Source organism: Wenzhouxiangella indolica, assembly GCF_042310355.1.
Classification (GTDB): domain Bacteria; phylum Pseudomonadota; class Gammaproteobacteria; order Xanthomonadales; family Wenzhouxiangellaceae; genus Wenzhouxiangella.
Genome location: NZ_JBHJMR010000001.1, coordinates 341,212 through 356,467 on the forward strand (window position 1 = coordinate 341,212; position 15,256 = coordinate 356,467).

Sequence of the window (15,256 nt, forward strand, 5' to 3'; positions counted from 1 at the left end):
GCCGGCCGGGTTCACCGGCCGGCTCCATTCAATACTGACCGACACTTCATAAAGACACGAATATGCAGGTATCCGTTGAAAAGACCGGCGATCTGGAACGGCGAATGACCGTCCAGGTGCCCGGCGACAGCATCGACAGCAAGGTTTCCGGCCGTCTCGACGAGCTGCGCCGGCAGGTGCGGCTGAAGGGCTTTCGGCCCGGGCGCGTGCCCATGAACATCATCCGGAAGCGATACGGCGAGCAGGTGCGCGACGAGATTCTGCAGGAAGTGATGCAGTCGAGCCTGCAGGAGGCCATCGGCGAGCAGGAAATGCGTGTCGCCGGTGTCAATCGGATAGAACCCAAGCCGCGTGAAGGCGAGGGCGACTTCGAGTTCACCGCCGAGCTGGAAGTGTTTCCGGAGATGCCGGAAATCGAGGTCGGCGACCTCGAAATCGAACGGCCGGAGGTCGAGATCGCGGAAGCCGACGTCGACAACATGATCGACACCCTGCGCGAGCAGCGCCGCAGCTGGAAGGAAGTCAGCCGCGGTGCCGAAGACGGCGACCGCGTCCGCCTCGGTTACGTCGCCGAGCTCGACGGAGAGCAGATTCCCGATGTCGGCGAGCACGAGATCGCTCCGGTCATCGGCCAGCTGTCGTCCTTCCCGGAGCTGGAGGAGCTGCTGCGCGGCGCCAGCGCCGGCGACGAGAAGGAGACCGAGCTGACCTTCCCCGAGTCCTATCGCCATGCCAGCCTGGCGGGCAAGACCGCCCCGGTAAAGCTGCGCGTCAAGGCCGTGGAAGAGTCCGAGATGCCGGAGGTTGACGAGGCCTTTGCCGAGAGCTTCGGTGTCGAAGGCGGGGTCGACCAGCTGCGCGCGGATGTCAAGAAGAACCTGGAGCGCGAAATGCGCCAGGCCGTGACCAGTCGGGTCAAGCAGGCCGTGACCGACGGGCTGGCCGCGCGCTATGGCGACCTTGGTCTGCCGGCCAGCGCGGTCAACCAGGAGATCCGGCAGATGCAGGAGCAGATGCAGCAGCAGACCGGGCAGCAGCCGCCGGCGGCGGATCAGTTCCGGGAAGGCGCACAAAAGCGCGTTCGCCTGGGCCTGCTGCTGGCCGAAGTGGCGCGCCAGCACGATATTTCGGTCGATCCCGGTCGCGTCCAGTCCAAGATCGAGGAGCTGGCCGAGACTTACGACCAGCCCGAGCAGGTCATCGAGCTGTATCGCTCGGAGGCGCGCCTGATGGACCAGGTCGAGAACATGGTGCTCGAAGAGCAGGTGATCGACTGGGTGCTTGAAAATGCCAAGGTCAGCAACAAGACCATGACATTCAACGAACTGATGGGGCAGGGATGAACGAGAAAGCGCTCAATCTGGTGCCGATGGTCGTCGAGCAGTCCGCTCGCGGCGAACGGGCCTACGACATCTATTCGCGCCTGCTCAAGGAGCGGGTCATCTTCATCGTCGGGCCGATCGAGGACTACTCGGCCAACCTGATCGTGGCGCAGCTGCTCTACCTCGAGTCGGAGAATCCCGACAAGGACATCAATATCTACATCAACTCGCCCGGCGGGTCGGTGACGGCCGGTATGGCGATTTACGACACGATGCAGTTCGTCAAGCCCGATGTGGCGACGATGTGCATCGGCCAGGCCGCCAGCATGGGCGCGCTGCTGCTGGCCGCCGGCGCGCAGGGCAAGCGCTATGCGCTGCCGCATTCGAGGGTGATGATCCACCAGCCGCTCGGCGGCTACCAGGGTCAGGCGTCGGATATCGACATCCACGCCCGCGAGATACTCAAGATGAAGGACACGCTCAACCGTATCCTGGTCAAGCACACCGGGCAGGACATGGAAACGATCGAGCGCGACACCGACCGCGACAAGTTCATGTCGGCCGAGGATGCGCGTGAATACGGGCTGGTCGACGACGTCCTCAGCGACCGCCACTCACAGTAACCGAAGGCATTTTCGGTTAAACTCGGGTTCTATGAGTAGAATCAGGAAGATGTACGGACCATGAGCGAATCCCCCAGCGACGGCAAGATTCTCTACTGCTCGTTCTGCGGAAAGAGCCAGCACGAAGTGCGCAAGCTGATAGCTGGTCCCAGCGTCTACATCTGTGACGAGTGCGTCGAGCTTTGCAACGACATCATTCGCGAGGAGCTCGAAGGTGCCGGTGAGGCCGAGCGCGAGGAGTTGCCGACGCCGCACGAGATTCACGGCTTTCTCGACAATTATGTCATCGGCCAGCAGCCGGCCAAGAAAGTGCTCTCGGTGGCCGTCTACAACCACTACAAGCGCCTCGAGTCCTACAAGCACCGCGACGATGTCGAGCTGGCCAAGTCCAATATCCTGCTGATCGGTCCGACCGGTTCGGGCAAGACCCTGCTGGCCGAGACCCTGGCGCGCATGCTCAACGTGCCGTTCACCATTGCCGACGCCACGACGCTCACCGAGGCCGGTTACGTCGGCGAGGATGTCGAGAACATCATCCAGAAGCTGCTGCAGAAATGCGACTACGACGTCGAGAAGGCGCAGCAGGGGATCGTCTATATCGACGAGATCGACAAGATTTCCAAGAAGGCCGAGAATCCTTCGATCACGCGCGACGTGTCGGGCGAGGGCGTTCAGCAGGCCCTGCTCAAGCTCATCGAGGGCACCATGGCTTCGGTTCCGCCGCAGGGCGGGCGCAAGCATCCGCAGCAGGAATTCCTGCAGGTCGACACGCGCAACATCCTGTTCATCGTCGGCGGCGCATTCGCCGGCCTCGACAAGGTCATTCAGGAACGTTCCCAGTCGGCGGGCATCGGCTTCAGGGCCGAAGTTCGCAACCCCGAGACCGAGGACGTCTCCCGGATTCTCATGGGCGTCGAGCCCGAGGACCTGATTCGGTACGGCCTGATTCCCGAGTTTGTCGGCCGGCTTCCGGTCGTGGCCACGCTCACCGAGCTCGACGAGGAGGCGCTGGTTCGCATTCTCACCGAGCCGAAGAACGCGGTGGTCAAGCAGTTCTACAAGCTGTTCGAGATGGATAATTGCGAGCTGGAAGTTCGCACCGACGCCTTGCACGCCATTGCCCGCAAGGCGATGGCTCGCAAGACCGGCGCGCGCGGGCTTCGCACCATCATCGAGAACGTGCTGCTGGACGTGATGTACGACCTGCCTTCGACCGAGAACGTGTCCAAGGTCGTCATCGACGAAGCCGTGATCAACGGCGAGTCCGCTCCCTACCTCATCTACGAGAACCAGCCCCAGCGCGCCGGCGCCGAATCCTGAGGGGTTCGCGAAGGCCCGGTGCCCTCACACGGCTCCGCGCGGGTTGAATCGGCCCGCTGCTGGGCCAATATCTGATTGCAGTTCACACCAAGCCTGACGGGCCACCCGGTCCGCGGCGAATCCAGAGAGATCAATGGCCGACGATAAAGTCAGCAAAACCAATCCGCCCCGCCAGCCCGTGCCGGTTCTCAGCCTGCGCGATGTGGTGGTGTATCCGCATATGGTCATTCCGCTGTTCGTGGGCCGTGACCGTTCCGTTCGTGCGCTCGAGGAGTGCATGAATGTCGACAAGCAGATTCTGCTCGTCACCCAGAAGAACCCGGAGGTCGAGGAGCCGGGGCCGGAGGATCTGTTCGGTTGCGGCACCATGGCAACGGTGCTTCAGATGCTGCGCCTGCCCGACGGCACCACCAAGGTGCTGGTCGAGGGCGGACAGCGCGTGCAGGTCGACGAACTCGAGGATGGCGAGGAGTACCTGGCTGCCCGTTTCACCGAGCTGGGTGGCGACGAGTCCGAGGATCCGCGCGCCCTGGAAGTGACCACCCGAAGCCTGACCAACCTGTTCGAGCAGTACGTCAAGCTCAGCCGCAAGGTGCCGCCGGAGCTGATGACGACCCTGTCGGGCATCGAGGACCCCAGCCGCCTGTCCGACACCATCGCCGCGCACCTGGCGGTGCGTATCGAAGACAAGCAGCGCGTACTCGAGATCGCGCCGGTTTCCGATCGCATGGAGTTCCTGATGGGGCTCGTCGAGGGCGAAATCGACGTCCTCAAGCTGGAAAAGCGCATCCGCGGTCGCGTCAAGAACCAGATGGAAAAGAGCCAGCGCGAGTACTACCTCAACGAGCAGATGAAGGCCATCCAGAAAGAGCTGGGGGATCTGGACGAGTCGGGCAACGACCTGGGTGATCTCGAAGCCAAGATCGAGAAGTCCGGCATGCCGTCCGAGGCGCTGGAGAAGGCGCGAACCGAGTTCAACAAGCTGAAGATGATGTCACCCATGTCGGCGGAAGCCACGGTGGTGCGCAACTATCTCGACTGGATGCTGATGCTGCCGTGGAAGAAACGCAGCAAGATCAGCCACGATATCAAGGGTGCCTCGGAGATCCTGGAAGCGGATCATTTCGGTCTGGAGCGCGTCAAGGATCGCATTCTCGAATACCTGGCCGTGCAGAAGCGGGTCAAGAAACTCAAGGGCCCGATTCTTTGCCTCGTCGGTCCGCCGGGTGTGGGCAAGACCTCGCTCGGTCGCTCGATTGCCCGGGCCACGGGCCGCAAGTTCATTCGCATGAGCCTGGGCGGTGTGCGTGACGAAGCCGAGATCCGCGGTCATCGCCGCACCTACATCGGTTCGCTGCCGGGTCGCGTGCTCCAGAGCCTGAGCAAGGTGGGGACACGCAACCCGCTGTTCATGCTCGACGAACTCGACAAGATGTCGATGGACTTCCGCGGCGACCCGTCTTCGGCGCTGCTCGAGGTGCTCGATCCGGAGCAGAACAACTCGTTCTCGGATCACTACCTGGAAGTCGACTTCGACCTGTCGGAAGTGATGTTCGTGGCCACGGCCAATTCGCTCAATATTCCGGCGCCCTTGCTCGACCGCATGGAGATCATCCGGATTCCGGGCTACACGGAAGACGAGAAGCTCAACATCGCCATGCGCTACCTGCTGCCCAAGCAGCTCGAGCAGCACGGGCTCAAGAACGGCGAGCTGCAGCTCAGCGAAGGCGCGGTGACCGACATGATCCGCCATTACACGCGCGAGGCCGGCGTGCGAAGCCTCGAGCGCGAGATTGCCAAGGTCTGCCGCAAGGTGGTCAAGGAACTGAGTCTCGACGACAAGCTCGAGAAGCGACACGTCACGGTCAAGAACCTGGACCGGTACCTCGGCGTGCGTCGCTACCGCTATGGCCGGGCCGAGGAGCAGAACGAAATCGGCCAGGTGACCGGGCTGGCCTGGACCGAGGTTGGCGGCGAGCTGCTGCAGATCGAGGCGACGGTGGTCCCCGGCAAGGGCAAGCTGACGCACACCGGCAAGCTCGGCGACGTGATGAAGGAGTCCGTTCAGGCGGCGCTCTCGGTGGTCCGATCGCGCGCAACCGCCCTGGGCATCCCCGAGGATTTCTACCAGAATCGCGACCTGCACGTTCACGTCCCCGAGGGCGCGACGCCCAAGGACGGACCGAGCGCCGGCATCGCCATGGTCACCGCGCTTGTCTCGGTGCTGTGCGGTGTGCCGGTTCGCGCCGATGTCGCCATGACGGGTGAGATCACTCTCCGGGGCAAGGTTCTGCCGATCGGCGGGCTCAAGGAGAAGCTGCTTGCGGCGTTGCGCGGCGGCATCCGCATGGTGCTCATCCCGGAGGAGAACAGGAAGGATCTCGACGAAATTCCCGAGCGCATCAAGAAGGATCTCGACATCCGGCCGGTCAAGTGGATCGACGAAGTGCTGGAGCTAGCCCTGGCGGGTTTGCCGCCGGTTGAGGAAGCCGACGAAAAAGAGACGGCTTCCGGTGGTCGTGAAACGACGACGGGCGTTCGCGCGCACTGATGGAAGGCCGGAAAGGCCCGTAAAACGGCCTTTTCGGCGTTTTTTCTCGCCACTCCTATTGATGCACGGGGTTCGGTGATATACCATCGATGGCCAACAGACGGTCGGTTGCTGCCCATGGGGGACATCGCACGCAGCAGTGCGGGGACTGGCCGCTGCCACCCACAATGAACAGATAATGTCTGGAGCGACAGAAATATGAATAAATCTGAATTGATCGACAGCATTGCTGATGGCGCCGGCCTGTCCAAGGCGGACGCACAGCGCGCCCTGGATTCCACCATCGAGTCCATTACCAAGACGCTGAAGAAGGGAGACACGGTGTCGCTGGTTGGATTCGGCACCTTCTCCGTCAAGAAGCGCGCCGCTCGCACGGGCCGTAACCCGGCCACCGGCGAGACGATCAAGATCAAGGCCTCGAAAACTCCTTCATTCAAGGCTGGTAAAGGCTTCAAAGACGCGATAAAATAACGGGCTTGTGCCCGGGGTGCTTAGCTCAGCTGGGAGAGCATCGCCCTTACAAGGCGAGGGTCGGAGGTTCGAGCCCTCCAGCACCCACCAGGATTAGGAGTGGTAGTTCAGTTGGTTAGAATACCGGCCTGTCACGCCGGGGGTCGCGGGTTCGAGTCCCGTCCACTCCGCCACTAATCTACAGGGCGCCCGACGGGCGCCCTGTTCATTTCTGACAACTGAAACTACAACCGGGGTCTTCAAGGATCATGCTTCAGGCCATTCGTGATCGCGTAACCGGGATCGTCGCCATTTTCGTGCTCGGCCTGCTGGCCGTTCCGTTTCTTTTCTTCGGCATGGAAAGCTACATGCGCTCGGTACCGCAGGATGCGGTGGCCGTGGTCGGCGGCGACGAGATTTCTTCAAGCGAGTATCAGACGAGCTTTGCCCAGTACCGGGCACAGCAGCGTGAGCAACTCGGTGATCGCTACAGCGACATCGAGACCAATCAGCCCGCCGTGCGTCGCGAGCATCTCGAGACCATGATCGACCAGCTACTGCTTCGCCAGTACGCTGCCGACCTCGGCCTGCAGGTAAGTGATCGCGCGGTGGCCGATATCATCCGCGACATTCCCGCATTCCAGATCGAGGGCGAGTTCAATCCCGATGCTTACCGTCAGGCGCTGCGGGGCGCCGGAGAAAGCCCGCAGAGTTTCGAACGCAGCCTGCGCGAGGACATCCAGACCAGCCTGGTTCCGCAGGCGGTGTCGGAGTCGGCCGTGGTTACCGAGGCCGAGATCGATCGCATGATGGGCCTGCAGCAACAGACGCGGCAACTCAGCCTGCTCCAGGTCGACGCGCAGCAGTTCGAGGATCAGGTGGAAGTCACCGAGGCCGACATCGAGTCCTATTACGAAGACAATATCGATTCCTTCACCACCGAGGAACGCGTTCGCCTGGCCTACGTCGAACTGCGGCCCGAGGAACTGATCGAGGAGGCGTCGCTGAGCGAAGAAGAGCTGCGGCAGCGCTACGAGGCGGCCAGGCAGCGCTACCTGACGCCTGAAGCGCGCCAGGCTTCGCACATTCTCATCACGCCGGATTCGGCCGGTGATGCAGAGTCCGCCAGGGCGCTGGCCGAGGAACTGCGCGAGCGTATCGCCGACGGTGAGTCCTTCGAAGAACTTGCCATGGAGTATTCCGATGACCCGGTCTCGGCCGAGCAGGGCGGCGACCTGGGCTGGATCGAGCCGGAAGACATGGTCGAGCCGTTCGAAGACAGCCTCTATGAACTGGACGAGCCGGGCGATTTGTCGCAGCCGGTGGAGACCCAGTTCGGTTGGCATCTGATCCGGCTCGAAGAAGTTCGCCCGCCGCAGGGCATGAGCTTCGAGGAGGCGCGCCAGGAGATCCTCGACGACCATCTGCAGCGCGAGCGCGAAGAGCTTTACATGGATATGTCCGAGCGCATGGTCGATCTGGTCTTCGCCGACGACAGCAGCCTCGAGCCGATCGCCGAGGAAATCGGTCTGGAGATCTCCGAGACGGACTGGTTTACGCGAGCCGGCGCCGAGGAAGGCATCGCTTCGAACGAGGAGGTGGTCGAAGCCGCCTTTTCCGACCTGGTGCTGCTGGACAAGGCGGTGTCCGATCCCATCGAGATCGAGCGCAACCGCATGGTTGCGATCCGGGTGGTTGAGCACGAGCCCTCGGAGCCGCGCCCGCTGTCCGAAGTGTCCGATCAGATTCGCGAGCGCCTGACGACCGAGCGCAGCCGTGAATTGGCCGAGGAGAAGGCGGAGTCCCTGCGCGAACGGATCGCCTCCGGCGAAGCGTCAATGGAATCGATCGCCGAATCCGAAGAGGTCGAAATGCTGCGGATCGATGCGCTCAGCCGTCGTGATTTCCAACAGGGCCCTGAGTTCGTCCGCGAGGTCTTCAGCCTGCAGGCTCCGGGCGAGGAGCCCGCGCTGCACGTCCTGCCCCGCCAGGGCGGTTCCGCCGTGGTGCGTCTGGAGGGCGTAACCGCCGGTGATCCGGCCGAGGCCAGCGACAGCGAACGCGAGATGATGCGTCGACAGCTGCGCATGACGCGCACCCAGGAGGCCATCGAGGGCCTGCTGTCGCGCCTGCGCCAGGAGACCGAAATTACCGTGGTGGAGGATCGACTCTGACAAGGGCCCGCGGCGTGGCGGGTAGTCAGCAGGAATCAGAAAGAAGCCGGGCACTGCCCGGCTTCTTTCGTTTTGGGTCAGTCCAGGCCGGCCATGCCGACGATGCTGTAGCCGCCGTCGACGTAGGTGATTTCGCCGGTGATGCCGGCCGCCAGGTCGGAGCAGAGGAAGGCGGCTGCATTGCCGACGTCTTCCTTGGTGATGTTGCGCCGGATGGGGGAGGATTCCTCGACGTGGTCGAGCATGGCGCGCAGCTTGGAAACGCCCGAGGCCGCAAGGGTCTTGATCGGGCCGGCCGAGATGCCGTTGACCCGGATCCCGTCGGCGCCCAGGCCGTGGGCCAGATAGCGCACCGAGGCTTCCAGCGACGCCTTCGCCAGGCCCATCACGTTGTAGCTGGGCATGGCCCGCACCGCCCCGAGGTAACTGAGCGTGAGCAGGGCGGCATTGCGCCCCTTCATCAGGGGGCGGCCGGCGCGGGCCAGGGCCGGAAAGCTGTAGGCCGAGATATCGTGCGCGACGCGGAAGCCCTCGCGATCGACGACATCGGCGAACTCGCCCTCGAGCTGCTCGCGCGGAGCGTAGCCGACGGCGTGGACGATGATGTCGAGCGCGCCCCATTCCTTTTCGATGGTTTCGAAAACCGCCGCGATCTGCTCGTCGCTGCCGACATCCAGCGGCATGATGAGCCTTGATCCGGTCTGGTCGGCAATTTTCTGTACCCGCGACAGCAGCTTTTCGTTCTGGTAGGTGAACGCCAGTTCAGCGCCTTCGCGGTGCATCGCCTCGGCGATTCCCCAGGCGATCGAGCGCTGGCTCGCGACCCCGACGATCAAGGCTTTCTTGCCTTCGAGCATGCCCATGTTTCCGTTTCCTTTTTCTGTTTGTCTGGAAGTGCGCAGATTGTAACGGCCGCAATGCTAGAATGACACCAACCGACCGGTCGGTCGGCTCGCCAGGAGAAACTGCATGGGTATTGCCGCCAGTCACCTTGAAGACGCTCCCAGCGGGCACCAGAGGCTGCTGGAGGCAGCCGCCGCGTGTTTTGCCTCGGGCGGCTATGCCGGCACTTCGATCGCCGGGATCGCGCGCGCGGCGGGGATGAGCAAGTCGACGGTGTTTCATCATTTCCCGTCCAAGGAAGCGCTCTACCTGGCCGTGATCGGCGAGGCGGTCGCCGATTTCGGGCAGCGGCTGGACCATGCGCTGTCGGTTTCAGGCGACATCGCCACGGCACTGAAGATTTTCCAGCGCGAGCATATCCACCACATGCAGCGCCACCGGCAGGTCGTGCGACTGATCCTGCGCGAACTGCAGGACCCGGCGCTCGAGCACAAGCGCCCGCTGATCATCGAGCTGTTGTCGACCAACTTCACCCGCCTTGTCCGCCGCCTCGAAGCGGCCCGGCAGGAGGGGCGGGTCAGGTCAACGGCCAACGGCCCGGTCGCGGCCCTGGTGCTTTTCGCCACCAACGCCTTCTTCTTCCAGCATGCCGGCGAACTGGCCGAGCTGCCGGGCCTGCAGTTGACCGACAGCCCCGACGATTTTGCCGAGGCCGTGATCGACGTTCTCTACAACGGGCTTGCGCCCCAGGACACGAACGGAGCCGAAACATGAATGCCAGGATTTTGGTTTTGCTGGCCCTGTCCCTGCTGATGGTCGCCTGCGGCGAATCGGAAGAGCCGGGATCGCAGGAGCGAGCCACGCCGGTGACGACCACCGCGGTGACGACCCGGCAGGTCGAACGGGTGGCCTTGTCCATCGGCCGCCTTCGGGCCCATACCGCCCCCGCGGTATCGGCCGAGACCGGCGGGCGCATTCGCGCGATCCACGTCGACGCGGGCGACACCGTCGAAGCCGGCACCGTGCTGGCCGAGATCGATCCGGAGGTCCAGCGGATCGCGGTCAACGCTTCGCACGCGGAACTGGCTCGCCTCGGGGCGTTGCTGGACAACGAACGCCGCCGCGTCCGGCGATTGACCAACCTGGCCGAGCAGCAGTCGATTCCCCAGGACCAGCTCGATGAAGCCGAAACCGCCGTCGAGACGATTGCCGCTCAGATCGAAGCCGCCCGGGCCAGGGTCGAGGATGCGGAGCTGAATCTCGGATACACGCGCATTGTCAGCCCGGTGAGCGGACGGATTCAGGCGCGCATGATCAGCGTCGGCGACTACGTCACGCCGGGGATGCCGGTCTTCGAACTGGTTTCCGGCCAGGCCCTGCGAGCCATCCTGCCGCTGCCGGAGCAGTTCCAGGACGAGGTCGGAATCGGCCAGCCGGTGCATCTGTCGGTGCCGGCTCGACCGGGTCGTGAAATCGAGGCCGAAGTGACGGATCTTCGGCCGGTCATCGGCGAGGGTTCGCGGGCGATCGAACTGATCGTCGATCTCGACAATCCGCAGGGCTGGCGCCCGGGCGGTTCGGTCAACGCCCGGATCATTCTCGAGCGCCACGAGGGCGTGGTGGTGCCGCCGACCAGCGTGGTGCGCCGTCCCGCCGGTACGGTGGTCTATGTCGTCGATGGCGAGCGTGCCCGCGAGCATACGACCGAAGTGGGTCTGCGCGGTGAAGGCTGGGTCGAGATCGTCGACGGGGTCGAGGTCGGCCAGGAAGTCGTCGTCGACGGCGCCGGTTTTCTGACCGACGGCGCGCTGCTCGACATCCGCAACTCGGGAGACGGTTCGTGACCCTGCCGGAGCTATCGATCCGCCGGCACGTGCTGGCGTGGATGATCTCGGCGGTGATGGTGCTGTTCGGGCTGATCGGGTTTCGGTCGATCGGCGTCGATCGCTTCCCCGAAATCGAGTTCCCCCTGGTGTCGATCACAACGGTGCTTCCCGGTGCCAGTCCCGAGATCGTCGATGCCAGCATCACCAACATCGTCGAAAGCTCGGTCAACAGCGTGCCCGGCATCGATTTCATCCAGTCCAACTCTTCGCCGGGGGTCTCCAACGTCGTCGTGACCTTCGGCCTGGACAAGGACATCGACGTGGCCTTCAACGAGGTGCAGGCCAAGGTCAACCAGGTGTTGCGCCAGCTGCCCGAAGACGCCGACCCGCCGGTGGTCGCAAAGGTGGAGGCCGGCGCGAGCGCCATCATGTGGGTTTCCCTGCAGGGTGACCGCACGCTGCAGCAGCTCAACCAGTACGCCAACAACGTGGTCCGCAAGCGCCTGGAGACCATCGACGGGGTGGGCGAGGTGCAGATCGGCGGGCGGCGCGAGCGCACCATTCGCGTCGAGGTCGATCTCGACCGCATGGCGAGTCTGGGCGTAACCGCGCAGGATGTTCGCGCGGCCTTCGCCGGTGAGCACGTCCAGTTTCCCGGCGGCTTTCTCGTGTCCGGCGCGACCGAGTCGCTGGTCAAGCTGGACCTCGAGTATCACTCGCCCGAAGCCCTGGGCGACATGGTCGTTCGCCATGTCGACGGCGCGCCGGTGCGCCTGTCGGATTTCACCGAGATCGTCGACGGGCTGGCCGACAACCGCTCCGTCGCACGCTTCATGGGCGAGCCGACGGTGGGTCTGGGCATCGTCAAGATCGCCGGCACCAACACCGTGGCGATTGTCGAGGAAGTTCAGCGGCGGCTCGACGAGGAAATCATTCCACAGCTTCCGCCGGGAATGACCATCAAGATCGCCTCGGATGACTCCGAGCTGATCGAGGAGATCGTCCAGGCGCTGGAGGACCACCTGATCGAAGGCACGCTGCTGGCCGCCCTGGTCGTGCTGTTCTTCCTGCGCAGCTGGCGCGGCACGATCATCATCGCCCTGGCCATCCCGGTGTCGCTGTTGGCTGCTGTGGCCGCGATCTACATGCTCGGCTATACCTTCAACACCATGACGCTGCTCGGGCTGCTGTTGCTGATCGGCGTGGTGGTCGACGACGCCATCGTCGTGCTCGAGAACATCTACCGCTTCCGCGAGGAGGTCACGCCCGACCCCATCGAGGCGGCCATCGCCGGCAGCAACCAGGTCTTCTTCGCCATCATCGCGACCACGCTCACCCTGGTTTCGATCTTCGCCTCGGTGATCTTTCTCGGCGGTATCATCGGCCGCTTCTTCGAGTCCTTCGCCGTGACGGTCACCGTCGGCGTGCTGGCTTCGGCCGTGGTATCTCTGACACTCACGCCAATGCTCAGCTCCCGTTTCCTGCGCGTGCGTCGCAAGGGCGAAGAGCACGGCCGGCTTTACCGCGCGCTCGACCGCTTTTTCGCCGGCATGAACGACGCCTACGGCCGGGCCCTTCACTGGTCCCTGGACCATCGCTGGGGCGTGCTCTTGCTGGCGCTCGTGGTCGTGCTCAGCTCGGCCTTTTTCCTGCTGGATATCGACAAGGAATTCGTGCCCGAGGAAGACGAAGGGCGCTTCGTCGTGTCCTTCCGGGCCCCGCTGGGCAGCGGCATCGAGGCCACGGATCGCTATCTCGCCCGGATCGAGCAGCTGCTGGCCTCGCACGAGGAGATCCGGACCTACTTCACGGCCATCGGCCTGGGGCAGGCCGGCGAGGTCAACCGCGGTATCGCCTTCGTGCGCATGGTCGACCGCGACGAGCGCGAAGTCTCCCAGCAGGTCTTCCTGGATACCATCCGGTCCGAACTGGCCGACGTTCCCGGCGTGCGTGCGTTCGCCTCGCCGCCGTCGATCGTCGGTGGGCAGCGCGGTGACCCGCTACAGTTCGTCGTCAGCGGCCCCGATCTCGACCAGGTGGCCGAGCTGGCCGACCGCATGCGCGAGCGCCTGGAGGATCTCGAGGGCATGGGGCAGCTCGATCTCGACCTGCAGCTCAACCTGCCGCAGCTGGACATCGAGGTCGATCGCGTCAGGACGGCCGAAGCGGGCCTGCGGGCGGCCGATGTCGCCTTCGCCGTGAACATGCTCGTCGGCGGTGTCGACATCGCCCGCTACAACGACGAACCGGGCGACGGCGAGCGTTACGATATTCGCGTCAAGGCGGCCGGGGGTGACGTCACGCAGCCGTCGGATCTGGGCCGGATCTACCTGCGCTCGCCCGATGGCTCGCTCGTTCGCTTCGATTCGCTGGCCACGGCCCGGGAGACGGTCGGTCCGGCAGTGATCACGCGTTTCGATCTGAGCTACTCCGCCGACTTTTATGGCAACCCCGAGATGCCCCTGGGCCAGGCGGTGGATGCCATCGACCGCGCGGCCGAGGACATTCTGCCCCTGGGTTATCGCGTCGCCTACAAGGCCGAGGCGCGGGAGTTCCAGAAAACCCTTGGCTACCTGCTGTTCGCTTTCGGCCTGGCGGTGGTGCTGGTGTTCATCGTCCTGGCCAGCCAGTTCAATTCCTTCATCCAGCCCCTGATCGTCATGACGGCCCAGCCGCTGGCCGTCATCGGCGGCATTTTCCTGCTCTGGCTGACCGGTCACTCCCTCAATATCTACTCGATGATCGGGATGGTGTTGCTGGTCGGCCTGGTCGCGAAGAACTCCATTCTTCTGGTGGACCTGGCCAATCAGTACCGCGAAAGCGGCCAGGATGTCGATGAAGCCTTGAAGAACGCCTGTCCGGTTCGCCTCAGGCCGGTGCTGATGACCTCTTTCACCGTGATCCTGGCGCTCATGCCGCCGGCCCTGGGGCTGGGCGCGGGCGCCGATACCAATGGTCCACTGGCCGTTGCCGTCATCGGCGGTATGCTGAGTTCGACGCTGCTCACCCTGGTGGTCGTACCGGCCGCCTACTCGTTGATCGAGGGCCGTTTGGGTCATCGACGTGAGCAAACTTCCACCCCGATGGAGTCGTGACATGCAATGGATTGCAGTTTCCGGAAGCCTGCGCAGGCAGTCGTTCAACACGCGCCTGGCACAAGCGATCGCCGATCGCTCGCCCGATAACGTGAACGTGGAAGTGGCGACGCTCCACGAAATTCCCCTCTACGACGGCGATGATGAGGATGCCAACGGCATCCCGGAGGCGGTCGAGTCGCTGCGTGGGCGGATCAAGGCCGCCGATGGCTTGATCATCGTCACGCCCGAGTACAACGCCGCCATGCCTGGCGTGCTCAAGAATGCCCTGGACTGGCTGACGCGGCCCGGCGAGGAAATGAAGCCGACGTTCGGCGGCCGGCCGACCGCCCTGGCCGGCGCCACACCGGGCGCCTGGGGAACCGCCTTCGCCCAAGCCGGCGCCCTGATCAACCTGCGCCAGCTCGGCTGCCACCTGTTTCCGGATCACCTGAGGATATCGCGGGCGGGGGATCGGCTCGGCGAGGACGGTAAGCCGGACGACAAGCTCGCCGAGCAGGTGGCCGGCTGGAGCAAGAACTTTGCCGCGTTCTGCGGGCGGTGAAGACGTTCTTGCTCGTCCGTAGGTCGCAGGATGCGTGGAGCGTCAGCGCAACGCATCAGGCGAGGCCCGGGCGAAGATGCGTTGCGGCCACAAGGCCTCCACGCATCCGAAGACCTGTCGCTTCGCTCCAGCGATTGCGCTGCGCACAATTCGAACCTAATTGTCATGGGTCGCAGGTTCGAATTTAGCCTTCGTTCGATTGAGTGGCGTGTCTTAAAGCCTGGAGTGAACTCATCGGAATGGCGCCCCGGGCAGGATTGCTGCGCGGCCTGTGGCCGCTTGCCCTTCGGCCTGTCGCTTCGCTCCAGCGATTGTGCTTCGCACAATTCGAACCTTATTGTCATGAGTCGCAGGTTCGAATGGAGTTCTCGTTCGATTGAATGGCGTGCCTTAAACGCTGGAGTCAACTCATAAGACTGGCGCCCCGGGCAGGATTCGAACCTGCGACCTGCCGCTTAGGAGGCGGCTGCTCTATCCTGCTGAGCTACCGGGGCGGGGAAGCTGCGTG

11 protein-coding genes and 3 tRNA genes are annotated in these 15,256 nt (G+C 63.9%); 12 read left to right on the forward strand and 2 right to left on the reverse strand.

The features are described 5' to 3' along the window. Positions 1-62 precede the first annotated feature (62 nt). The 8 genes from tig to ACDC67_RS01620 all read left to right on the forward strand — a co-directional run bounded on the left by tig (position 63) and on the right by ACDC67_RS01620 (position 8,440). Positions 63-1,343 carry a trigger factor gene (tig, locus tag ACDC67_RS01585; RefSeq protein WP_376690078.1) on the forward strand — a complete coding sequence of 427 codons (1,281 nt, stop codon included), beginning with the start codon at positions 63-65 and terminating at the stop codon, positions 1,341-1,343. Beyond that, positions 1,340-1,945 carry an ATP-dependent Clp endopeptidase proteolytic subunit ClpP gene (gene clpP / locus ACDC67_RS01590; protein WP_376690079.1) on the forward strand — a complete coding sequence of 202 codons (606 nt, stop codon included), beginning with the start codon at positions 1,340-1,342 and terminating at the stop codon, positions 1,943-1,945. Before tig ends, clpP begins: the two co-directional genes overlap by 4 nt. Before the next feature lie 60 nt (positions 1,946-2,005). Further along, positions 2,006-3,265, forward strand: a complete 1,260-nt coding sequence (gene clpX / locus ACDC67_RS01595) for an ATP-dependent Clp protease ATP-binding subunit ClpX (protein WP_376690080.1) — start codon at positions 2,006-2,008, stop codon at positions 3,263-3,265. 133 nt (positions 3,266-3,398) lie between these two features. Next, a complete protein-coding gene (lon, locus tag ACDC67_RS01600; RefSeq protein ID WP_376690081.1) occupies positions 3,399-5,816 on the forward strand; it encodes an endopeptidase La in 2,418 nt (805 codons plus the stop codon). A gap of 198 nt (positions 5,817-6,014) precedes the next feature. After that, positions 6,015-6,287, forward strand: a complete 273-nt coding sequence (locus tag ACDC67_RS01605) for an HU family DNA-binding protein (protein ID WP_376690082.1) — start codon at positions 6,015-6,017, stop codon at positions 6,285-6,287. Positions 6,288-6,301: 14 nt separating this feature from the next. Continuing rightward, a tRNA-Val gene (locus ACDC67_RS01610) sits at positions 6,302-6,377 on the forward strand. Between the two features lie 6 nt (positions 6,378-6,383). Then, a tRNA-Asp gene (locus tag ACDC67_RS01615) sits at positions 6,384-6,460 on the forward strand. Positions 6,461-6,535: 75 nt separating this feature from the next. Further along, positions 6,536-8,440, forward strand: a complete 1,905-nt coding sequence (locus ACDC67_RS01620; protein ID WP_376690083.1) for a SurA N-terminal domain-containing protein — start codon at positions 6,536-6,538, stop codon at positions 8,438-8,440. 77 nt (positions 8,441-8,517) lie between these two features. On the opposite strand, the gene ACDC67_RS01625 is transcribed toward ACDC67_RS01620, so the two are convergent. Continuing rightward, positions 8,518-9,303: an enoyl-ACP reductase FabI gene (locus ACDC67_RS01625; RefSeq protein ID WP_376690084.1), complete on the reverse strand. Its 786-nt coding sequence runs from the start codon at positions 9,301-9,303 to the stop codon at positions 8,518-8,520. 106 nt (positions 9,304-9,409) lie between these two features. Here ACDC67_RS01625 and ACDC67_RS01630 point away from each other — a divergent pair, with 106 nt between their 5' ends. From ACDC67_RS01630 to ACDC67_RS01645, 4 genes are read left to right on the forward strand one after another with little or no spacing between them, the layout of a single operon-like run. Continuing rightward, the gene (locus ACDC67_RS01630; RefSeq protein ID WP_376690085.1) at positions 9,410-10,057 is read left to right on the forward strand and encodes a TetR/AcrR family transcriptional regulator; all 648 of its coding nucleotides are present in this window, start codon (positions 9,410-9,412) and stop codon (positions 10,055-10,057) included. Continuing rightward, a complete protein-coding gene (locus ACDC67_RS01635) occupies positions 10,054-11,127 on the forward strand; it encodes an efflux RND transporter periplasmic adaptor subunit (protein ID WP_376690086.1) in 1,074 nt (357 codons plus the stop codon). The genes ACDC67_RS01630 and ACDC67_RS01635 overlap by 4 nt, the downstream gene beginning before the upstream one ends. After that, positions 11,124-14,204, forward strand: a complete 3,081-nt coding sequence (locus ACDC67_RS01640) for an efflux RND transporter permease subunit (protein WP_376690087.1) — start codon at positions 11,124-11,126, stop codon at positions 14,202-14,204. The genes ACDC67_RS01635 and ACDC67_RS01640 overlap by 4 nt, the downstream gene beginning before the upstream one ends. A gap of 1 nt (position 14,205) precedes the next feature. Then, complete coding sequence (locus tag ACDC67_RS01645) at positions 14,206-14,748, forward strand: NADPH-dependent FMN reductase (RefSeq protein ID WP_376690088.1); 543 nt, start codon at positions 14,206-14,208, stop codon at positions 14,746-14,748. Between the two features lie 417 nt (positions 14,749-15,165). On the opposite strand, the gene ACDC67_RS01650 is transcribed toward ACDC67_RS01645, so the two are convergent. After that, a tRNA-Arg gene (locus tag ACDC67_RS01650) sits at positions 15,166-15,242 on the reverse strand. Positions 15,243-15,256 lie beyond the last annotated feature (14 nt).